This window comes from Shewanella carassii, assembly GCF_002777975.1.
Classification (GTDB): Bacteria; Pseudomonadota; Gammaproteobacteria; order Enterobacterales; family Shewanellaceae; genus Shewanella; species Shewanella carassii.
In genome coordinates this window covers 193,366-215,636 of sequence record NZ_NGVS01000033.1, presented here as the reverse complement: position 1 = coordinate 215,636, position 22,271 = coordinate 193,366, and the positions used below count along the sequence as shown (strand labels likewise).

The window sequence follows — 22,271 nt, the reverse complement described above, 5'->3', positions numbered from 1 at the left end:
CAATAACTCAAGAGCATATAAAAAGGACACATCATGAGTGCATTCAATCCATCCACACTCTTTACCCAGCCACTGAAAAACCTTGCCAAAGTGACGGCTTTGGCCGGCGCATTGGCGAGCTTCTCGGTTCAGGCAGAACCGGTAGAGATAAAGTTTTCCCACGTTGTGGCAGAAAACACTCCCAAGGGCCAGATGGCACTCAAGTTCAAGGCCTTGGTCGAAGAACGCCTGCCGGGTGAATATCAGGTCAGTGTGTTCCCCAATTCACAACTCTTCGGAGACAACAATGAACTGGCCGCGCTGCTGCTCAACGATGTGCAGTTGGTTGCGCCATCACTTTCCAAGTTCGAGCGTTACACCAAAAAACTGCAATTGTTCGATCTGCCGTTTCTGTTCAAAGACATGGCCGCTGTCGACAAGTTCCAGCAGAGTGAAGCCGGGCAAAAACTGCTGAACTCCATGAAACGAAAAGGCGTTGTTGGTCTCGGCTATCTGCACAATGGTATGAAGCAGTTCTCTGCCAATGAGCCGCTGCTGTTGCCCAAAGACGCCAGCGGCAAAAAATTCCGGGTTATGGCCTCTGATGTGCTGGCGGCCCAGTTTGCCGCCGTTGATGCAACTGCAGTGAAAAAGCCCTTCTCCGAGGTGTTTACCTTGTTGCAAACCCGCGCCATAGATGGTCAGGAAAACACTTGGTCCAATATCTACTCCAAAAAATTCTTCGAGGTGCAGAGCCATATCACCGAAAGTAACCATGGTGTACTCGACTACATGGTGGTGACCTCTAACACGTTCTGGAAGAGCCTGCCCGGCGATAAGCGGAAAATCATCAAGGAAGCGCTCGATGAAGCCATTGCCTATGGCAACAAAATTGCCGGTGACAAGAATGACCAGGACCGCCAGTTGATCATCGACTCCAAACGCTCTTTGGTAGTTGAGCTCACCCCTGAGCAACGCCAAGCCTGGGTTGATGCAATGAAACCGGTCTGGGCCAAATTTGAAGACCAAATCGGCAAAGATGTGATAGATGCCGCCGTGGCCGCCAACCAGTAAGTCAGTATGGGGGCTCCGGCCCCCGCAATTTCTGCGGAGAGCAATATGATTTCACGCGCCTTGGGCTACTTTGAGGAAGGCTTTCTCAACTTATTGATCACCCTGATGACGGTGCTTGTCTTTGTCGAAGTCGTTGCCCGCTTCTTTTTCAATACAGGGTTTCTCTGGATGCAAGAGCTGACATTGACCCTTTGTGGTTGGTTTGTCCTCTTTGGCATGTCATACGGCGTTAAAGTCGGTGCCCATATAGGTGTCGATGCCTTCGTCAAAAAGCTTCCCAGGACAGGCCGCAAATACGCCGCCATGCTGGCTGCGGTCATCTGTTTGATCTATTGCGGCCTGTTCCTTAAAGGCAGCTGGGATTACCTCAGCCAGATGTATCAGATTGGGATACCCATGGAAGATATCGACTTCCCCCATGCCCTGGTGGCCAAACTGGACCCCGACTTTGCCTGGGAGACCTTGCGCATAGATGTGGAAGATCCGGCGGTGCCACTGTGGATCTCCCAAAGCATTCTGATTATCGGTTTTGCCATGTTGACCTGGCGTTTCATTGAACTGTTTTTTGCCATTCTGACCAACCGCTCACAAGGATTCAACTTCCACGATGAAGCCAAGGAAAGCATGCACCTGGCAGACGAAAACGAAGCCAGCGAAGACAAAAACAACTCCAAGCATGAGTAGGTAATGCCATGACAATAGCGACCCTCTTTATCGTCTTATTTGTTTGTATGCTGCTCGGCATGCCCATTGCCATTGCACTGGGTTTCTCCAGCATGCTGACTATTTTACTGTTTTCCAACGATTCGCTGGCCTCTGTGGCCCTGAAGCTCTATGAGTCCACTTCAGAGCACTACACTTTGCTGGCGATCCCTTTCTTTATTCTGTCCTCGGCCTTTCTCTCTACCGGCGGCGTTGCCAGGCGGATCATCGACTTTGCCATGGACAGTGTCGGCCATATCCGCGGCGGTTTGGCCATGGCCTCGGTCATGGCCTGTATGTTGTTTGCCGCCGTCTCCGGCTCTTCTCCAGCCACTGTGGCGGCTATCGGCTCCATAGTTATCGTCGGCATGATCCGCGCCGGATATCCGGAAAAATTTGCCGCCGGGGTCATTACCACCTCAGGTACCCTGGGAATACTGATCCCACCATCGATTGTGATGCTGGTGTATTCGGCGGCCACTGAAGTGTCCGCAGCGCGGATGTTTATGGCCGGACTGATCCCGGGGTTACTGGCGGGGATGCTGATCATGCTGGCCATCTATATAGTGGCCCGTATCAAGGGATTACCTTCCCTGCCCTTCCCCGGCATTGGCAAGCTCTCTATCTCAACGGCCAAGGCGCTGGGTGGCCTGATGCTGATTGTCATAGTGCTGGGTTCCATTTACGGCGGGGTCGCCAGCCCCACGGAAGCCTCGGCGGTCGCCTGTATCTATGCCTATTTCATTGCCGTCTTCGGCTATCGCGATATCGGGCCACTGAAAAATGTCGCCTGGCGCAATCCTGGTGAGCCAATAGTCAAAGCCATAGGCCGCAATCTGGGGTACAGCTTACTGGGGTTACTCAAGACACCGGCCGACAGAGAGATACGCGCCGTCGTCAGGGATGGCGCCAAAGTCAGTATCATGCTGCTGTTTATCATAGGCAACGCCATGCTGTTCGCCCATGTATTGACCACAGAGCGGATCCCTCACATGATTGCCGAAAATATAGTCGGCATGGGCCTGCCGGCCTGGGGCTTTCTCATCATAGTCAACCTGTTGTTGCTGGCCGCAGGTAACTTTATGGAGCCATCAGCCATTTTGCTTATCATGGCGCCCATCCTCTTTCCCATCGCCACCCAGTTGGGGATCGACCCCATTCACCTTGGGATCATCATGGTGGTCAATATGGAGATAGGAATGCTGACGCCGCCGGTGGGGCTTAATCTGTTTGTGACCTCGGGGATCACAGGCAAGAGCATAGGTTGGGTAATCCACGCATGCCTACCTTGGCTGCTGCTGTTACTGGGGTTCCTTATTCTGATCACCTATGTTCCTCAAGTGTCCCTGTTCCTGCCTGAATACTTGGATTCACTGCGAGGATTTTAATCATTGAAGTCAAAGGCACTATCGGCAGCAGTGATGGCTGTCGAAGCACCATATTGTTAACCTAATAGAAGCGCGTTTCCGAAATGGTGGCAGATTGAATAAGCCCTTGCTCCAGGCAAGGGCTTATTCAAAAGGATACACAAACTGTCGAGGTTTTTATCCAACCCCTACCGACAAGATGCATAGATATGACTTTGCATATAAAGACTACCTCAACGATACCCCCTGAGGCGTGTCCAGCTCCTGTTTGAGCGGCTGCTTTTGCCGCCAACTAAGGCGCCAGACAGCCAATGAAGTCAAAAACAGCAAAATCATCGACCCAGTCACCACGCCTTGCCATTCTCCCCGCTGCCAGAACAGCATCAGGAAGGGCCCGCCCATTGCGGCGCCGAGGTAATAACAGCACAGATACAGAGAAGTCGCCTTGGCTCTATGGCTGCTGGCACGCATAGCCACAAAGGAGTTACAACAGCTGTGGGTGATAAAGAAACCGCAGGAGGTCAGTAAAAAGCCCACACAGATCCACACCTGAGTATCCAGCAAAGTCAGCAGGCTGCCACACAACATCAGTGGTAGGGCGATCCTAAACAGCGGCAACTGCCCATAGCGGGTGATCCATCGAGCCGTATAATAAGATGCCAGCGTGCCGCTTAAATAGCAGAGAAAGATCAACGTCGCCTCAAACCGGCTCCAGTTATACGGTGATGCCATCAAGTGCAGTTGAATAAAGCTGTACTGGTTGACCATCATCATAAACGCCAATCCACCGATTAAATAAGCCAATCGCATTTGATTGTCGTTGAGATGATACACAAAGCCCCGCAGGTCTTCCCGGGCACCGCGCCAGAAGCGCCACTGTTTTGGCAACCGTTCTCGCTTGGCGGCACTGACCGCATTGGGCAACAAGTAACTGACCAGCGCCACTCCGAAAAGACTCACCGCCAGCAGCAACCACATGGCATCCTGCCACAACAGATGTTGCGACATAATCCCGCCCAATAAACGTCCACTGATCCCCCCAAGGCTGTTGGCGGCAATGTACACTGCCGCCGCCTTGAGCATGGTCGGTGGACTGAGTTGCTCCTTGAAGTAAGCCATGGCGATGGCTGGCACCGCCGCCAGCAAGATCCCCTGCAACAACCTCACCGCCACCAGGGCATTGAAGTCTTTGACAAAGACCAACAAAATATTGGACAGCGCCAGAACCCAGAGGCTGATAACAATCGGCTGATGACGACCAATCCTGTCCGAGACGATGGCATAACCGAGCAAGGAAAACGCTAGCGTAAAGCTGGTAACTGAAAGCACCAGAGTCGACTTGGCCGCCGTTACCTGAAAATGCTCGGCAATGAGGGGCAGCATCCCCTGCATCAGATACAAGTTGATATAAACCACCACAGATGCCACACACAGCGCCCAAATCAAACGGGTATCCCTTAGCTGTCGTCCAGCCGTTTCCACCTTTCTCACTCTGGTCCTCAATACAAAAACTACTACTGCGGTAAAGGTTAGCACCGAGCCAAACATAACAATAATAGATAAATAATATCGTTTTCATCAATTTTTGTTATGCTAAAAAACAGACTCCCAAGAATAAATGGCGATGTAAGGCAAGACGTGGATATCAGACAATTAAAACACTTAGATACCTTGGTTAAATACGGCAGTTTTACCCGGGCGGCAGAGAAACTGAACTTGGCCCAACCCGCCCTCAGTCAGAGTATCAAACGACTGGAACAATCCCTCGGTGTCACTCTGGTCGATCGCAGTGGCAGTCGTCAGGAGAGTGGCATTCGCCTCACTGCCGAGGGGCTGGCACTGCACCAGCATGCGGTATTGATCCTCAAACAGCTGAGTCAGGCCGAGGCGCATATTCGGGCCATGGCCGAGCTGGCCAAGGGGGAAGTGCGAATTGCCGTGCCCGGTATGTTGGGCTCTTTCTACCTGCCATCACGGGTGATGGCTTTTCGCCATCAGTACCCGGACTTGAAGCTGTCGCTGTTTGAGGGAGGCACCCGCGATGCCCTGAGGATGCTGGAGCAGGAAGAGGTAGACATAGCCATCATTACCGCCAATGACCTCAAGCCCGAATTCGAATCCTGTCTACTGGTCAAAGAGCAGATGGTGGTGGCTTCAAGCCCTGAACACCCCTTAGCCACGAACGAGGCCGTAACGCTAGAGCAGTTTTTCGCCCATGAGTTGGTGATGTTCAAACCCGGTTATTTTCATCGTGAATGGATGCTGAGCCGAGCCAGAGAGCTGCAACTCGAGCCTAGGATCGCCTTTGAAACTAACCTGATCAACCTGATAAAACAGATTGTCAGTCAAGGATTTGCCGTCACCAGCGTGTTGGAAATGGTGGTCAATGAAAGGGATGACATCATAGCCCTGCCCTTCTCACCGCCTGTACATCTCGACCTGCATATTGCCTGGAAGAAGCAGCGCCCGGTGAGCCAGGCCGACCGGGCCTTTGTAGAGTTTTTGTTGGCCAATAAATAACAGGCCCGGCGGAACCCGGGCCTTTCGATGTATTAGTGGCTCATCTCAGCGGATCACATGGGCTCGTGTTTAAGTACCGCCCTATCCAGCTTGACTCTCATCACTTGCGGATCCCGCTTCAGCTTTTCAAGCACAGCCAGGAGATCGCTGCCTTCACTGGCGGCCAACACCAGCAGCTGAGTGTCATTTTGCCAATCCAACCTCAGGCCTGAATCGGCAGCAAAGGCCGCGGCATCAATACCAGGCTTGAGTTTGACCACCAGCTTTCCGGTCACTGTCGCAAATGGCTCGCCGGCCTCAGTCACCAGTTGCTCTCCCTGGCTCAACCTGCTGGCTTTCTGCACACCTTTGTCTGTCTTGACATAAAAAGTATCCTTCAGTCCGAGGAAGTCGGCTCTATCGCCCTGTTGCTGATACTGCTCGCCGTTATCTGCAAAAGGATTTTTATCATGCGCCATCGTAGGAGCCGCCAAAAGTGTTAGCCCCATGGCCATCATTGCTGTTGAAATCTTCATCTGTTACTCCTTAAGATGCTGCCTTGGCCTTGTGGCCATGAAAACGAATGGACCAGCCCTTCAACATACCGTTACTCTCATTGGGAATACTGATATAGCCCTTGTCATATTTGAGGAACTGATATTCACCGCTGTTCACATCTATCAGCTTAATGGTCCACACACCTTTGGTGTTTTCACCATAGAAAGCATTTGAGAGCATAGGCGTCTTATCATAGCCTTTGACCAGGTCATCCGGATCGTTGGGATCCATCACGCCCTGATACACCAAGCCATTGAAAGGCGTCATCAACACACTGCGGGTACCTGCCGGAGACACCAGCTCAACCGCCAGATCAGGAAGACGCAGATGATCGGCACTGAGCTCAATCTGCACCGCTTCCACCACCATATCCTCGGCAACCTCAAGAGAGTCTGAAACCCCGGCAAGACTGGCATCCGGAATCACCTTATCGAGATCCTTTTCACTGGCAATCCAGTCAGTCAATAGATACTCACCCAAATCTGCCTTATAGTCCTTGGCCATAGCCACAGCCGCACTGACATCTACCCGGCCAAAACCATACTCATTGTGGAAATGAAATCCTGCGGCGTTGTCCTGCCAGGCTGAGATCGCCTCATAGACAGGCGCCTTATCCCCCTCACCGATAGTAACCGTCTTGGCGGGTATATCGGCATCCACCTTGGTGGCAGTCGAAGCCAAGATATGGCGAATATCACGCCAGGAAAGTGAAGGGTTGGCACTCATAATCATGGCGACTGCACCACTGGTATTGGGCGCTGCTGACGATGTCCCGTTCATGGTAGAACGATAGTCACATTCCAGATTGAGTGGATGCAGGCCGCCATCAAAAGGCGTTGATGGGCGCTCTTCGGTAACCGAACTGCCCTTGTCACAGCCGGCTCTGTCCGTGGTCACAATGGCGGGGTCATCGTCACCATATTCCCCACCCGGCGCAGTAACGAACACATTGGAACCGACAGAAGAATAACTTGAGCGCTTACCGGCTGCATTGATTGCCGATACCAGGAGGTTATATACGTTGGCATTGTCGGAGGACATATTGGCATTATGGAAGGGCAAACCGTGGTTGGGCACTTTGCCTTCCTTTGGGGCACTGAAATAATCACCGGGGATCCAGAAGGTATTGAACGCCTTGTAATATTTGTAGCCATTACCGGCAGACTTGACGAAGATGCTGCCCTTGCCGTCAAAACTGTTTTGGCTAATGGCGCCATAGACCTCATTTTCATCTTCATCGAATCCATGGGGGAAAGGCACTGAATAACCATAGCTCTGGTTAAACACCCTGGCATTGTCACTGTAAGCACTGGCACCGTGGGACTTGGCGAAGTTCTCAAAGGTTTGCACGCTCTTGACCTGACCGCTGGGATCTCTATCCAGGAAGTTAAAGCCGATAAGATTGGCATCGGGGGCAACACCACGGCCGCCAAGGCCATTCCAACCGGCAGCGGCGATAATCCCGCCTACAGAAGTACCGTGCGATGCACTGTCGGCAAATGGCGTAGGATCGATAGTGCCGGTGATCAGGTTATAGGAACCGCCTTCAATAACATTGGCCTTGAGATCCGGGTGAAGCCCCTCCAGACCATCATCGACCACAGCAACTATGATGCCTTTGCCGGTAACACCCGAGGCAATGGCCTCGCTGACATTCATGTCTTCACCGGCCACACCGCGATTCTTGGCAAAGGCGTTTTGGCCGGTGTTTTTCAAGTGCCACTGATGCTGATACAAAGGGTCGCCACCGTCGATACGCAATGTCAGCGTTGAGACAGACTCGCTCTTGCCGTCACTGACTTTGAAGCGCACGACTTCAGTGCCTTCCAACGCATCGGTCTGATAGCTGAAGCTGCCCTTGGCCGCATCATTGATGGTCAAAGTCCCTAACTTGACTTCGCCGGGATCCACTAACGAAAAGGTTATCCCTCCTTCGGCATCTCTTCCTTCCAGTTGACCATCCAGGCGTACCGACTGACGAACGTCATAGGTCACATCCTGACTCTCAGGGGCTGTATTAACCGGCTCAGGTGCCTTGTTGTTGTCACTGCCACACCCCGCCAATAAGACTGCGGCTATGCTCAGCGCAATAATCGACTTATGCATACTTCTTTTCCTTTTGATAATAAAACGCCATACCGCCGAAAACAGGTTTTCGGAAGCAGATTTTTAATAGGTATGGCGTATTTTTTATTGTTATAGCTTGGTCAAAATCAAGCGTTAACATATGTATCACATGTAACAATCAATTCAACAAGAGAAAAGTAACAAGCAGGAAAAATCCTAAATATAATACGGAATACGTTATTTGAGTTGCTTTATGGTAAGCTAAACAATGAACCCATAAGCTGATGAATATAAAAACAATTATGCATCGAGAACAGATTATAAACATAATAAAAACAGCATATTGTTTAAATAATTAGTTACAAATTGCTGAACAGGCTTTATTTTTAAAAAGCCGATTATTAACAGAAAGGTATCATTTTATAAGAGAGGTTTTTCAAACGCGGGAAAATTTTAAGGTTATTTTATAGTCACCGCATAGATGACTATAAAATAATAAAATTACTGGGCATCTGGTTGATTTTCAGGTGCTGCATCAATAAAGGCCGGCAGAGTCAGGCACTCATCATTAATACGGCAAATATTGGGGTAAGGAGACAAGTCGATATTAAAACGCTTGGCATTATAAACTTGAGGAACCAGACAGATATCCACCAGGCTGACCTGGTCACCGAAACAATACCTGCCCGAGTATTGCTGCAGTTGTTGCTCCAATGCACCAAAACCCTGTTCGACCCAGTGGCGATACCAATCATTCTTGGCCGCGTCATCCAACTTGAGCGTTCCAGTCAAATACTGCAACACCCGTAAGTTGTTCAAAGGATGGATCTCACAGGCAATTCCCATCGCCATGGCCCTGACCAGCGCCCGCTGCTCAATATCACCCGGCAACAGAGGTTCACCGCCAAAGGCTTCATCCAGATATTCAATGATCGCCAGCGATTGGGACAGCACCAGCTCGGCGCGTTCGTCAGTGTCGTCCGTCACCACCAAAGCCGGTACCAACTCCTGCGGGTTAAGCGCCTTGAAAGCGGCCTGATGCTGCTCGCCGCCATTGCGCACCAGATGAACCGAGAGCTGCTCGGCGCAAAGCCCCTTGAGGTTGAGCGCAATCCGCACCCGATAAGCGGCGCTGGAGCGCCAGTAACCATATAATTTCAACATTAAGTTGTTCTCCCAAAGCTCGCTAGCCTTAGATTGCGACTCCGCTCTGGTAACGCTGTATCCAAAACCTTCAAACTAACACATTCAGAGGCAACACCAAGCCGGTATAAAAACCAACGGGGCTTCAGAGGGCCCCGTTTTGTTATCGAGTTATTTTACTCGGCTATATACTCAACTACCTGCTGATCTATCGTGCCGAAGATGCTGTGCCCGGCATCATCCAGCATTTCGATTCTGACCCTGTCTCCAAAGCCCATAAATGGCGTTACCGCCTTGCCCTCGGCAATCACTTCCAGCATGCGCTTTTCGGCCAAACAGCTGGAACCTGCGCTTCTGTCATAGTTGGAAATAGTGCCAGAACCAATGATGGCACCGGCGCCCAAGGGGCGGGTCTTGGTGACATGGGCAATCAGCTCGGCAAAGTTGAAGGTCATATCCACCCCGGCATTGGGCTTGCCGAATAGTTCGTTGTTCAGATGGGTGATCAGCGGCAGGTGAACCCGAGTGTCCTGCCATTTATCTCCCAGCTCATCCGGTGTGATTGCCACCGGTGAGAAACTGCTGGAAGGTTTGGACTGGAAGAAGCCAAAGCCCTTGGCCAGCTCGGCAGGGATCAAGTTACGCAACGACACATCGTTAACCAGCATCAACAGCTTGATGTGAGAAGCGGCGTTTTCAGCACTCACGCCCATGGGCACATCATCTGTGACCACGGCAATTTCCGACTCGAAATCTATGCCCCAATCTTCGCTTGCCAGCGGGATATCAGCTCTGGGAGCGATAAAACTGTCTGAACCGCCCTGATAAACCAGGGGATCTGTCCAGAAAGACTCCGGCATTTCGGCGCCGCGGGCCTTGCGTACCAGCTCAACATGATTGACATAAGCGCTGCCGTCGGCCCACTGATAAGCGCGGGGAAAAGGTGACAGACAACGACTCTCATCGAAGTCCTGAGTATTGTCCAACATGCCGGCATTCAGGGCATCGGAAAGCTCTCTGAGCTGAGGTTCCAGCAGTGACCAACTGTCGAGCAATTGCTGCATGGTCTGGGCTATGGCGGGAACAGCCACTGTCTTCTTCAAATCTCGGCTGACCAACATGAGTTGACCATCGCGGCGTCCATTGTCATATGTCGCTAATTTCATACCTGCTCCTTCCTGTCTCTGCCCGGATTAATGGTTTTCATCAGGCTATGTGCCCGACTCAATCCGTTTCTGTTATCCCGCCAGTAATACCTCATGCCGCGGGCAATGAAAACTCTGTGACTCACTTCACATTTAGCCGCTCTAAGAACGGGTTTGTAAACTTTCACTGACACTTGCGCCCCGCAAGCGCCGGCAAAGGCTTTGCGCTCAAGGAATGGCTAAATATCAGCCATTCCGGCGGCAAATCCGCTTTACAGGGCTTCAGCGCTTCTTGCTGATCTCATATTCCCTGAGTTTATTGGCAATGGCGGTATGGGATACCCCCAACTTTTTCGCCAGTTGGCGGGTACTGGGGTACGCCGGATAGAGACGCCGCAGCAAACCGGCTTCAAACTGTTTCATGGCCTGATCCAAGGTGCCTTCAAACTCCTTGTCGAAATAGCCAAAACCTTCGGCATAGGAAGGCAGTTTCAACTGCTCTACGGTCAATTCGGCCGAACCATCCCACATGGATACCGCTCTGAACACGGCGTTTTTCAGTTGCCGCACGTTACCGGGCCAGGCATAGGTCAACAGGTGATCACGACAGGACGCCGAGATCCGCCGCACCGGGCTGGACAGTTGCTGGCTGTAGTGTTCGAGAAACATTTCCGTCAACGGAATAATATCGACCCTGCGTTCACGCAGCGCAGGCATATGGAAACTCAGTACGTGAATGCGGTAGTAGAGATCTTCACGGAACTCGCCGGTCTGACACAGCTCCGCCAAATTCTTCTGAGTCGAACAGATGATACGGACATCGGCGCGCACCTCTACATCACCGCCGATACGGCGGAAGCTGCCATCCTGCAGTAAACGCAACAATTTGACCTGAGCGGCCTTGGACATCTCGGCTATTTCATCGAGGAAGACGGTGCCGCCCTTGGCCTCTTCGAAGAAACCCCGTTTAACCACTTCTCCGTTGCTGACATAACCAAACAGCTCCTCTTCCGCGGCGCTGTCGGGCATGGCGGCGCAGTTGATGGCGATAAAGGGTTTCTCCCTTCGCATGCTGGCATCGTGACAGGCTCTGGCCATCAGCTCTTTGCCTGTGCCGGTTTCCCCGGTGATCAGCAAAGGCGCATCCAGCTGCGCCATACGCTTGGCTTGCTTGAGTACCTCTTTCATCTTGTCGCTGACGGCCAGCACTGAATCGAAGCCACTGCTCTGGCTCTGCAGCGCGTTGAACTGTTTGCCCACCCGCGCTGGCGACTTGAGTGCCACCACGGCGCCGGCGAGAATACTCTTGTCGTTTTCATCCGGTAGATAGATGGGCAGCATTTCGGCCAGATATTCATTGTTGCCAATAGAGACCCGAGTGGCCTGCGCCAACACCTGGGGCTCGCTGAGCCAACGGCCGAAATTAAAACCTTGCACCCAATGATTGAGGGATTCCTCTATCACTTCATGTTCGGCCATGTCCAGAATAAGCAAGGCCGACTCGTTAACGATACGAATTCGCCCCTTACCGTCGAGGGAGAACACGGCATCCGGCAGGGTTTTCAAGAGGGTTTTGAGGGCGTAATGCTCCTGCTCCGAGGGCATAAAGGAAACGGTTCTGACGTCGTGCACCCCTTCTACCTTACGGATCTGGGGCATCAACTCACTCAAGGTCTCGAAGCCGACCTCGGCAAACTGCAAATATAAGAATCCCTTGTTACTGGCATCGATAGCGATAAGGTTAATCCCGTATCGCTCCAGCACCATTAAAATATCCTTGGCTAAACCAACGCGATCCTGACAACTGACTTCCAAGCGCATAACTGTCATTCCCTTTTATAATTCAGATTCTTTGGGATTATCGCCTGCATAAAGAGGTCGGCAGACGATGTAAAAATGCGCCCTATACGTTAGAAGGTTCTGAGACAAGTGGCAAGCTCGCTTTACAGCGGATTTGTAACAAAGGGAAAGGATTCAGTGTGAAGGGATAATCAACACACTGAATATATTAGAAAAAGATTAATCCAACAACTGGTCTGTCTTGGCAGCCATGATAAAGTCGTTACGATGCAGCCCCTTAATGGAGTGCGACCACCAGGTCACAGTCACCTTGCCCCATTCAGTCAGGATCCCCGGGTGGTGAAACTCTTCTTCAGCCAAGTCCGCCAGCTTATTGCTAAAGGCCATCGCCTGGCGGAAATTTTTAAACTTGTAAACCCGCTCCAGCTGCATGATGCCATCGCGCACCTGCACGCCCCAATCCGGGATCATCCGAATAAGCTCGGCAAGCTCGGCATCTGTCACCTTGGGAGCATCGGCGCGGCATGCTTCGCACTTCATATTGGCCAGTTCAGTCATAACATCTCCTTGAAAGTGGCCAGCATGCTTGCACACAGGCCATTACCGCCAGTATCAGCTGGCTTTGGGTTGAAATTTGGGGGTAAAGAGTCCCAGTCGTTTGGCTTGGGTAACCGCCTTCATAATGTCCATGCGGGCGATTTCATCCAGAAAATCGATATGCTCTATCTCGTAATAGATGGGCTGCATAATGTCTATCCGATAGGGAGTGCGCAACACATCCAGCAGTTCAAAGGGTCTGCGCTCCGGTGTGTCGCTGAAGGCGTACAGCGTCTCGCCAGGCGAGCTCAAAATGCCGCCACCGTAAATTCTCAGGCCGTCGGTCTGGGTACGCAGCAAACCAAACTCCACGGTAAACCAGTAGAGACGCGCCAAAAAGACCCTGTCTTCCTTGCTGGCATCCAGCCCCAACTGACCATAAATATGGGAGAAATGAGCAAAGGCCGGGTTGGTCAGCAAGGGACAATGACCGAAAATCTCATGAAAGATATCCGGCTCCTGCAGGTAATCAAACTCCTCCCTGCTGCGGATAAAAGTCGCCACCGGAAACTCCTTATTCGCCAGGAGTTCAAAGAAGCGCCCGAATGAGATAAGCGCCGGCACCGCCGCTGTCTTCCAGCCCGTGGTATCCTGCAACACGGCATCCAGCTCGCCCAGTTGCGGGATCCTGTCTTTGGGCAAGTCCAACGCCTTGAGCCCCTGCATGTATTCGTCGCAGGCGCGACCTGGCAAGTTGTGTTCCTGGCGGGCATACAGCTCCTGCCAGATGGCGTGTTCATCTTGCGGGTAATCTATTCGGCCATCACTGCCTGGGTGACGAGCCACATATTGAGTTGCTTTACTCATGGTCCATACTCACTGCCTGAATCGTTTCTGATTTCATGTTCACTCAAGGCCGCACTTTTGTTAACCAGGTCACACTTTATTTCCGGCGCCAAGTGAAGAAAATTTGTAAAGATTGAGTTACAAATTGGTATTTAACTCTGTGAGGTCAGAAGCTTATTTTTGTGCTCCAAACAGGCTTTTTTGCATATCCCCAGGGAAATTAGCCCTTTTTGCAAATGGCTTTTCGGTGCCACTGCATTACAATAGGGGCTGATTTATCCCGAGCACCCAAGGTATCTGAATGCCGATAAAATCGACCACCATCCGCAAGGCGGTAATCCCCGTTGCGGGTCTTGGCACCCGAATGCTGCCGGCCACCAAGGCCATTCCCAAAGAGATGCTGCCGGTAGTAGATAAACCCTTGATCCAATATGTTGTCAGCGAAGCCATTGCCGCCGGCATCAAGGAGATCGTGCTGGTTACCCACGCCAGTAAAAACTCCATTGAAAACCATTTCGATACCAGTTTTGAACTGGAAGCCCAGCTGGAACGGCGGGTAAAGCGGCAACTGCTCAATGAAGTGCAGTCCATCTGCCCGCAAAATGTCACTGTGATCAGCGTCCGCCAGGCTCAGGCCAAAGGGCTGGGACACGCCATTCTCTGTGCTCGTCCGGTAGTAGGTGATGAGCCGTTCGCCGTGCTACTGCCGGATGTGTTGATAGACGATGCCGCCAGCGATCTTTCCCGCGATAACCTGGCCGAAATGGTTAGCCTGTTCGATCGCACAGGAACCGGGCAGATCATGGTCGAGGGTGTGCCTCACGAGAAGGTAGACCAATACGGAATAGCCGATGTCAACGGCCACGACCTTAAGCCGGGCGAATCCCAGCCTCTGCTTAAGTTGGTTGAAAAACCGGATGTCGATGAAGCCCCCTCCAACCTGGCTGTAGTGGGTCGCTATGTGCTGCCTGCCGCTATCTGGCCCTTGCTTGGCAAAACCCCGGCCGGAGCCGGTGATGAAATCCAGCTCACAGATGCCATTGCCATGTTGATGCAAAGCCAGCAGGTCAATGCTTACTACATGCGTGGCAAGAGCCATGACTGTGGCAACAAGTTGGGTTATATGCAGGCAACGGTGGAACATGCATTGCGCCACCCCGAGCTTGGACGTGAATTTGCCGCCTATCTGGGCGATTTGGTTAAAGGAAGTAAAGCATGACAATTTTGGTCACCGGCGGAGCCGGTTATATTGGCACCCACACTCTGGTTGAACTTCTGGCCGCGGGCAAAGAGGTGGTGGTGATTGACAACCTGAGCAACTCAAGTGTCGAAGCTCTGGCCAGAGTCGAAGAAATCAGCGGCAAGAGCGTGCTCTTTTATCAGGGCGATATTCTCAATAAGGCATTCCTGCAGAAAGTCTTCAGTGACCACAGCTTCGAAGCCGTGATTCACTTCGCCGGCCTCAAGGCAGTGGGTGAATCCGTCGCCCAACCGCTGAGATACTATGAAAACAATGTCACCGGCACCCTTATTCTGTGTCAGGTGATGAAAGAATATGGCGTTCGCAACCTGGTATTCAGCTCATCGGCCACAGTTTACGGCGATCCCGCCAGTCTGCCGATCACCGAGGACTTCCCCACCGGCGCCACCAACCCTTATGGTCAGTCCAAACTGATGGTGGAACATATTCTGGCGGATCTGGCCGCGGCCGATGCCAGCTGGAACATTGCCCGCTTGCGTTATTTCAACCCGGTCGGCGCCCACAAGAGCGGCCGCATCGGTGAAGATCCCAACGATATCCCTAACAATCTGATGCCCTTTATCGCTCAGGTTGCCGTCGGTAAGCGCGAGAAACTCAGCGTATTTGGCAATGACTATCCCACAATAGATGGCACAGGTGTGCGCGACTATATCCACGTGGTGGACCTGGCAATAGGTCACCTCAAAGCTCTGGACAAGCTTGCCACCAATCCTGGTCTGGTCACCTATAATCTGGGAACTGGCCAGGGCTACAGCGTACTTGAGATGGTCAAAGCCTTTGAGAAAGCCTGCAATAAGGCGATCCCCTTCGAGTTTGCCCCGCGTCGGCCCGGCGATATCGCCGCCTGTTATGCCGACCCCTCCCATGCCGCCAAAGAGCTGGGCTGGAAAGCAGAGCGTAGCCTGCAGGATATGGCCGACTCCAGCTGGAACTGGCAATCCAACAATCCTAACGGTTACAAGGGTTAGTCATGGATCTGTCCCGCAGACGCCTGTTCAGTCGCCGCAAGAGTGGTGTGGTTCGTCCGCCCTGGAGCAAACCGGAAGCGGAATTTACCGACGCCTGTACTCGCTGCGGCGCCTGTGTAGATGCCTGCGAGACTCAAGTGATAATCAAGGGGGATGGCGGCTTTCCGGAGCTTGACTTTCAGCGCGCCGAATGCAGCTTTTGTCAGGCCTGTGTCACCCACTGTGAACAGCCGGTATTCAGGCCTCTTGGCGAAGCGCCTTGGCGGCTCATGGCCCAATTTGCCGACAGTTGCCTCGCCCGCCAGGGGATTGTCTGCCAGAGCTGCAAGGATGCCTGCGACGAGCGGGCGATCCGCTTTCCGCCCCTTTTAGGGGCTACCGCCCTGCCGGTACTGGATGCCGAGCGCTGCAGCGGCTGCGGCGCCTGCGTTGCCCCCTGCCCCGCCTCAGCCATCGAGTTACGAGAGCCGAATCCTGACTGACTCTCAGTCAAGAGCCAAAAATCTGACTCCTTAGCGCCAAATTTTAGTGGTTTTGTTCTTTTTCAATAAGGGGTAACATCAGCAGCCCCGAGAAAAAACTGTTAAAAAGCATTATGTTTGGTAAAAGAAAAAAAACAACCGGGCTCACCTATATTGCCCAGGGCAGCAAGATCACCGGCGAGAGTCACTTCGATGGCGAGACCCTGGTCGGTGGTGCCATTTATGGCAAAATCAACGCCGAAAGCAAGCTGACCATTGAAGCCAACGGCTTGGTTGATGGCGAACTTAACTGCCAGGAACTCAAGGTTTCCGGACTATTTCGCGGCAAACTCTGCTGTGAAAAATTGATTATCTGCAGCACAGGAACAGTCGAAGGGGAAGTGGCCAGCAAGTCGATGGAAATCTTCGAAGGCGGCCAGTTTATCGGCATGAGAGTCAAGGAAGAAGTCAACCTTATCAAAGAGTTAAATAGCGATATCGAGTCATCTCCGAGTCTCGAATTTCAAACTCAAGAATAAATGGCAAATAAACGAACCGAGTGTTTCAATAGTTGATTATTGTTCACAAAAATTTTACCAAATTGCACCATGTCACAGTAATTGAGTCACAAAACAACTAACCTCAACCACTAAATAGGTATCAACCTATGGAATGAGGGAATGACGAGTCAATTACTGAAACAGCTGTGTGAGCTGGATATTTTTACCCTCATGGTGTTCAAAAACATTTATGAGACGAGTCACGCCAACTGCGCGGCTAGAGAATTGGCAGTCTCTGCCCCCAAGGTAAGCCGCTGCCTGGCGGCTCTTAGATTAGCCTTCGATGATGAGCTATTCTATCGCCGCCAGCAACAGCTCAAACCTACACCTCTGGCTGAAAACCTTTACCTACCCGTCTGCGATTTTATCCATTCAGTACATCGTTTGGAACAACAGGTTCATCAGAGCCGTCTACCCTCGAGCGACATCTGTATCCATATTGCCGTGGCGCATGGACTGCTTTCCTCACTGGCAATCAAGCTGGGAAGAGAAAACGCACAGCAACAGTGGGGGCAGTTTAGACTCTATCCCTGGCAGGAAGACTCGGCGGAAAAGATTCACCAAGGACAACTGGACTTGGGGATCAGCCTCGAGCCTCCTGAGCAGTGGGAGCTGATATTGAGCTCGCTTGGCCAAACCATGGGCGTTTGTTTAGCCTGCCGCGAAGACCACCCTTTGTGGCAAAGTACATCAACGCCCACGCTCGAAGATATCAGCCCATATTCCTTCGTCCATATGGGCATAAAGAGTTTCAATGAACGCATGGAACTCTTCTGTCAGCAACAAGCTATACCGCTACCCCAGGTGCACGCAGTGCACGACAGGGAAGAGTGGTATGCCCACCTACTGACCATGGGCAGCGTGGCTTTTATTACCCCTAGCGAAATGGCACTTATCGAGGGTATGCCGGGTTTGCGGGTGCAACATCTGCCGGAAACCGAAGTGGCTAAACTCCAGCGGGCTTTTTCACTACCAAGCTATACCTTGGTGGAAAAAGCGCCTGAATATCGCCGTTACTCCGAACCACAAAGGAAACAGTTGCTGCAGCTGCTCACCCAAGAACTCAGTCCCCATGCCAAATAGTGCTGACAAGCCGAGTTCATCTCGGCTGCAATAAACACATTCTCTCAGTAAAACCCCCTGCTATTCTCCAAGATTAACCTTGGCATCAAACCTTTGATTTTCAGCGCCCGGCGTCATCAATTTCAAAAAACGCAATTATCGATTTCAACTTCAGCCATTTCTTTATCAATTTTTTAACTCGCAATTCACAAATGCGACAATCAATTGAATACATCTTTTTAGGTATCTCTATATTCAAGTTACTGCACAAGCAGTACCTATAATTTGAATAAAGGGACGCTATGATGAAAAACCATAATAAGTCATTACTGGCGCTGGCTCTGACCAGTCTATTGTGCCTTACCGCATGCGGGGACGGTGAGGACGGAAAAGACGGAGCCCCCGGTGAACCTGGCATACCAGGCGAACCCGGACAGCCAGGAGCCCCCGCAGGTTCAGGTACTTCCACCATTATCAGTGCCGGCGATGTCAGTTTCGAGATAGTGCCGGCCGACAACACACTGGCAGGCGGCGAAGCCTTCGCCCTCAAGTTCAAGGCCTCGGCCACCAATGGCTCAGGGGAGCGAGTCCCACTGACTGGCCTGGATCAGGTCGCCCTCTACTCTATTACCGCCATGAGCAATAGTTCCGGCAGCGGTGCGCCGCTGCAATGGGTCAATAATGCCACGGCTCAGGAACTGGGCAGCTCCATGTATTGCACCCTGGATGGCACCTATAGCTCCAGAGGTCAGACTGGCAATGCCTGTCTCCTGGTTGAAGATCCGGCCGAGCCAGGTACCTATACCGGCACTTGGGAACATGACGGCGTCGCTCCCATTATGAATGCCAATGATGACCTCAACGCACCTCATCGCTTGTTCCTGCGCGCCTATAACCTCAAGGATGCCAGCGGCGCAGCCATAGCAGACAAGGTGCTCTCTACACCGCTGGATTATATTCCGGCATCCGGCGAGCTGGTTGAAGCCACAGGTAAAGATACGGTAACAGATGCCGCCTGTATCGCCTGCCACGGCGAAGTCGAAGGCCGCATCGCCAAGATAAACGCGCACCACAACTACCAAAGCACTGAGAAGTGCGTTGCCTGCCACAACCCGGCTCTGGTACCGGACGAAGCCCAAAAAGCCGAAGGTTGGGTATTTGATTTCGGCCCCATGGTTCACAGGCTGCATGCCGGCCATCACATCGCGGGTTTCCTCTCCGGTGAAGCCAAAGAGTACTTCGGTGAAATCGGCTTCCCGGCAGAACTCAACAACTGCGCCAGTTGCCACAACAACGGTGACTCCTGGAACGCCAATATCTACCGCGAAGCCTGTGTCGGCTGTCATATCAATGTCAACTTTGAAACCGGCGTAGGCCACTCAGACTTCAACCTGGCTCAGGCCGACGACAGCCAGTGTCAGTCTTGCCATGGCAGCGGAGCACTCAGCCCTATGCAGGCTCACAAGGTGGGTAAACGGGCTGAATATGCCGAGCTGTTGACTGTGGAGTTCACCTCGGCCACTGCGGCGGCTTCTACCACGGCGGGCAATAAACTGGTTACCATCACAGCCAATGTCAGCTTCAATGGTCAACCACTGACAGATGCAGCTCAACTGGCGGTGCTCAATAAAGACGCTACTTTGATAGGCAATGTGGATACCAGAGGCGAAGTCACCCGCTGGGGCAGCAGGCCAGGTCTTGCCAGCGGCAGCGCCGTCAATGGCGTGCTGACCCTGACTGCTGATGTACCGGAAGCTCAGGCGATGGGCACCATTTACGTCGGTACCGAGGCCAACTTCTGTGTCGATAACTCAGGTAAGATAGCCGCCTGTGCCGAAGGCATGCCCTTCGATGCCGTCAATCCGATTGGCGCCACTTCAAGCGTTAAGTTCTATAACCTTGACGGTGGTGATGCTGTCACAGCCCGCTTTGCCATTGCAGAGCGGATGAGCGCCAGTGAAGCCAAGTGTAATGCCTGTCACGGCACCCTGGACTACATCAAGGGTACCCGCCACGGCACCTACACCTTCGATCAGTGTATGGACTGCCACAACAACAGCTATTACGGCTCCTATCATGGCACCTCAGAGTACAACACGGGTAATCTGGACGCCGATGGCAAGCCGATATTTGCCGAAGTCCCCGGACTCCTGTATGCCAACCGCGATCTGATGACAGTCGCCCACCGCTTCCACAGTGGTAACTGGGGTGAAGCTGCCATCTTCCGTGACGCTTCAGGCGAGCTGCACGGCTACCCAGGTGTGGAAACCGAGTGTGCCGCCTGCCACAAAGACGAGACACCGCTGTTCGCCGCCGATGGTGGCCTGACATCCGCCAAGCGTGCAATCAAGATTTCGGCTAGCGAGTATATCTCTCCGGTTGCCGAATCCTGCCGTACCTGTCACGCTCACTCTGATGCGGCCGCTCTGGCCCACTTCAAGAGTAATGGTGCCTTAGTTGCCGGTGATGCTGCCACAGACGCCAACCTGCCGGTTGAGTCCTGTGCCACCTGTCACGCCGAAGGCAAGACCTATGGCGTAGATAAGGTACACGCAGGGGGTGCTCACTAGTACCGTACCTTGAGGGCTGTCCCTGCAAGGCCCTCCCTCAACTCTGCAACAACAAGGGGACCCAACCGGGTCCCCTTGCCTTTTCTCAACTCACTCAAGCCAGAAATTACCGCTCAGTAGCCGACACCCTCTGCTGCCACAGTTGCCGCAGTTTACGAACAAAGCTCTCCGGCGGTTGATCCAATGCGTCCACGGGAATATAGAGGTGATAACCCAAGTACTTGTCCAGCGTCAGGCAACGGCGGCCAAACATGGCCAATACGCCTCTGTAACGCTCATCATTGACCGTCAGGGGTTCAAACTCGGCGCTGAGTGCCGCTTCCAGTGTTTGCAGCTCTTCATCCTGGGCGGCAGCTGTCATCAGCAAGGGCCGCTGCTCCGACAAGAGCCCGGTCGCCAACCTGGGCGAAATGGCATCCAGCAGCGGATTGATACGTTTGAGCTTGAACCCGACATAGGGCAGCGTCAGTTGCTCCATGCCTTGGATGACTCTGGGCTGATCCAGCCGCTGAATATTATCCCAGGCCACAAACAAGCTGCCGCGGCGATGAAAGAACCTCAGCCCTTCGGCGCTGAATTCAAGACTGACATGGGGCTCGAGCTGCTTGGCAATACCCAGCACCAAAGACACGGCCCCCAGGGCAAAACACACTATGCCCGGGGCAAACATCCAGGGCCAACCGATAAACAACACCAAACCCAGGACTATGCCCAGCCCTCCGGCCAGAGTCAGTGTAATGCCATTGCGCTTGCTGCCCGGCCTTATTGTGATAGTTTCCATAACGCTTTTGCTCTATTGTCAGCGGCTTGTCAGCCGTTTATTCATTCTATAACCAGGGTTCAGGACCATTAGCGGCCGGTAACAGTCAACCAGGCCAATCCCAGATATTCGTGCAGCGCCTTTTGTGATTTATCCAGATTGGATGTGGTCAGGCGCCACCAGTGATCGCGCCTGAGCAGAAAGTCGGTCGGTGCCGCCTGAGGCTCAAGCCCGGTCGAGCGGAATATTCGCATCGCCCTTGGCATATGGCTGGCGGAGGTGACCAGGATCAGTTGTCTGCCACCCAAGGCATCTATCCCTTTATCATCAGCGCCGGCACCGAAGGCCTGCCGCAGCGCCAGGGCTTCTTCTATGGTATCGCGGGCCGACTCCAACATTAGAATTCGCGATGGCTCGGCCCCCAACTCGATGGCGGCCTCGGCCATACGCCGGGCATGACTCTGCTGCTCAAGGCCGCCGCTCCAACCACTGACCGCCAGCAGGCAATCTTTGCTGTTGGCCGCTTTGAGTTGCGCCACCCCTTCACTGAGACGCTCAAGCGCCGTTGCCGACAACATATGTCGCGCGAGTCCGCCAACCTGATCATCATGGCCCGAACCCAGTACCATCACCACACAGGAGCGCGCCGGCGCTGCGGTATAAAGTGGATACTGACGCTCAAGCCCGGCAAGCAGTGTATTGCTGCCGATAGAGCTGGAAAGCAGTAGCACCCAAGTGATGGCAAAAACCACCAGGGCGCGCGCTACACCCGGCCTGCGACGGATATAAAAACAGGCCAGCAGCAGAGTGACCAAGGTTAGAGGGATGGGCATAAAGAATTGAGAGAGGATTTTTTTCAGCCAGAACACGCTTGATATCCGAAGGTTGGCAAAAGTAGCCATAGCTTACAGA

General features: G+C 52.7%; 20 protein-coding genes. 10 read left to right on the top strand and 10 right to left on the bottom strand.

All coding sequences use genetic code 11. From position 1 onward, the window contains the following. Positions 1-33: 33 nt before the first annotated feature. The 3 genes from CBE72_RS17145 to CBE72_RS17135 are packed head-to-tail and all read left to right on the top strand — an operon-like array spanning position 34 to position 3,143. A complete protein-coding gene (locus tag CBE72_RS17145; RefSeq protein ID WP_100145305.1) occupies positions 34-1,053 on the top strand; it encodes a TRAP transporter substrate-binding protein in 1,020 nt (339 codons plus the stop codon). 45 nt (positions 1,054-1,098) lie between these two features. After that, positions 1,099-1,737, top strand: a complete 639-nt coding sequence (locus CBE72_RS17140) for a TRAP transporter small permease (protein WP_100145303.1) — start codon at positions 1,099-1,101, stop codon at positions 1,735-1,737. 8 nt (positions 1,738-1,745) lie between these two features. Next, positions 1,746-3,143, top strand: coding sequence for a TRAP transporter large permease (locus tag CBE72_RS17135; RefSeq protein WP_100145301.1), 1,398 nt, complete (start codon positions 1,746-1,748; stop codon positions 3,141-3,143). A gap of 207 nt (positions 3,144-3,350) precedes the next feature. Here the strand turns inward: CBE72_RS17135 and CBE72_RS17130 are convergent, their stop codons facing one another. Continuing rightward, positions 3,351-4,613 carry an MFS transporter gene (locus tag CBE72_RS17130; protein WP_229672005.1) on the bottom strand — a complete coding sequence of 421 codons (1,263 nt, stop codon included), beginning with the start codon at positions 4,611-4,613 and terminating at the stop codon, positions 3,351-3,353. Positions 4,614-4,760: 147 nt separating this feature from the next. On the opposite strand from CBE72_RS17130, the gene CBE72_RS17125 reads away from it, so the two are divergent. Continuing rightward, complete coding sequence (locus tag CBE72_RS17125) at positions 4,761-5,642, top strand: LysR family transcriptional regulator (protein ID WP_100145297.1); 882 nt, start codon at positions 4,761-4,763, stop codon at positions 5,640-5,642. Between the two features lie 53 nt (positions 5,643-5,695). Here CBE72_RS17125 and CBE72_RS17120 read toward each other — a convergent pair whose 3' ends face one another. From CBE72_RS17120 to phhA, 7 genes are all read right to left on the bottom strand, one after another. Then, on the bottom strand, positions 5,696-6,157 hold the full coding sequence (locus CBE72_RS17120) for a hypothetical protein (protein ID WP_229672004.1): 462 nt from the start codon (positions 6,155-6,157) through the stop codon (positions 5,696-5,698). 10 nt (positions 6,158-6,167) lie between these two features. Further along, positions 6,168-8,285, bottom strand: a complete 2,118-nt coding sequence (locus tag CBE72_RS17115) for a S8 family serine peptidase (protein ID WP_100145295.1) — start codon at positions 8,283-8,285, stop codon at positions 6,168-6,170. 462 nt (positions 8,286-8,747) lie between these two features. Next, positions 8,748-9,407, bottom strand: coding sequence for a maleylacetoacetate isomerase (gene maiA, locus CBE72_RS17110; RefSeq protein WP_100145793.1), 660 nt, complete (start codon positions 9,405-9,407; stop codon positions 8,748-8,750). 158 nt (positions 9,408-9,565) lie between these two features. After that, the gene (locus CBE72_RS17105; protein ID WP_025010901.1) at positions 9,566-10,555 is read right to left on the bottom strand and encodes a fumarylacetoacetate hydrolase family protein; all 990 of its coding nucleotides are present in this window, start codon (positions 10,553-10,555) and stop codon (positions 9,566-9,568) included. 261 nt (positions 10,556-10,816) lie between these two features. Then, positions 10,817-12,355 carry a transcriptional regulator TyrR gene (tyrR, locus tag CBE72_RS17100; protein WP_100145293.1) on the bottom strand — a complete coding sequence of 513 codons (1,539 nt, stop codon included), beginning with the start codon at positions 12,353-12,355 and terminating at the stop codon, positions 10,817-10,819. Positions 12,356-12,553: 198 nt separating this feature from the next. Beyond that, positions 12,554-12,892 carry a 4a-hydroxytetrahydrobiopterin dehydratase gene (locus tag CBE72_RS17095; RefSeq protein WP_025010903.1) on the bottom strand — a complete coding sequence of 113 codons (339 nt, stop codon included), beginning with the start codon at positions 12,890-12,892 and terminating at the stop codon, positions 12,554-12,556. Positions 12,893-12,946: 54 nt separating this feature from the next. Further along, positions 12,947-13,738, bottom strand: a complete 792-nt coding sequence (gene phhA, locus CBE72_RS17090) for a phenylalanine 4-monooxygenase (RefSeq protein ID WP_100145291.1) — start codon at positions 13,736-13,738, stop codon at positions 12,947-12,949. A gap of 286 nt (positions 13,739-14,024) precedes the next feature. Between phhA and galU the strand changes: the two genes are divergently transcribed. The 6 genes from galU to CBE72_RS17060 all read left to right on the top strand — a co-directional run bounded on the left by galU (position 14,025) and on the right by CBE72_RS17060 (position 20,599). After that, the gene (galU, locus tag CBE72_RS17085; protein WP_100145791.1) at positions 14,025-14,936 is read left to right on the top strand and encodes a UTP--glucose-1-phosphate uridylyltransferase GalU; all 912 of its coding nucleotides are present in this window, start codon (positions 14,025-14,027) and stop codon (positions 14,934-14,936) included. Next, positions 14,933-15,946: a UDP-glucose 4-epimerase GalE gene (galE, locus tag CBE72_RS17080; RefSeq protein ID WP_100145289.1), complete on the top strand. Its 1,014-nt coding sequence runs from the start codon at positions 14,933-14,935 to the stop codon at positions 15,944-15,946. Before galU ends, galE begins: the two co-directional genes overlap by 4 nt. 2 nt (positions 15,947-15,948) lie before the next feature. Further along, positions 15,949-16,428 carry a ferredoxin-type protein NapF gene (gene napF, locus CBE72_RS17075; protein WP_100145287.1) on the top strand — a complete coding sequence of 160 codons (480 nt, stop codon included), beginning with the start codon at positions 15,949-15,951 and terminating at the stop codon, positions 16,426-16,428. Positions 16,429-16,541: 113 nt separating this feature from the next. Beyond that, positions 16,542-16,946 (top strand): bactofilin family protein, encoded by a 405-nt coding sequence (locus CBE72_RS17070; RefSeq protein WP_100145285.1) that lies wholly within the window; start codon positions 16,542-16,544, stop codon positions 16,944-16,946. A gap of 141 nt (positions 16,947-17,087) precedes the next feature. Further along, positions 17,088-18,050 carry a LysR family transcriptional regulator gene (locus CBE72_RS17065; protein WP_100145283.1) on the top strand — a complete coding sequence of 321 codons (963 nt, stop codon included), beginning with the start codon at positions 17,088-17,090 and terminating at the stop codon, positions 18,048-18,050. A 281-nt stretch (positions 18,051-18,331) separates the two neighbouring features. Next, the gene (locus tag CBE72_RS17060; protein WP_100145281.1) at positions 18,332-20,599 is read left to right on the top strand and encodes an OmcA/MtrC family decaheme c-type cytochrome; all 2,268 of its coding nucleotides are present in this window, start codon (positions 18,332-18,334) and stop codon (positions 20,597-20,599) included. A 106-nt stretch (positions 20,600-20,705) separates the two neighbouring features. Here CBE72_RS17060 and CBE72_RS17055 read toward each other — a convergent pair whose 3' ends face one another. Further along, a complete protein-coding gene (locus CBE72_RS17055; RefSeq protein WP_100145279.1) occupies positions 20,706-21,380 on the bottom strand; it encodes a DUF2982 domain-containing protein in 675 nt (224 codons plus the stop codon). Positions 21,381-21,448: 68 nt separating this feature from the next. Further along, positions 21,449-22,228 carry a YdcF family protein gene (locus tag CBE72_RS17050; protein WP_308419687.1) on the bottom strand — a complete coding sequence of 260 codons (780 nt, stop codon included), beginning with the start codon at positions 22,226-22,228 and terminating at the stop codon, positions 21,449-21,451. Positions 22,229-22,271: the final 43 nt, after the last annotated feature.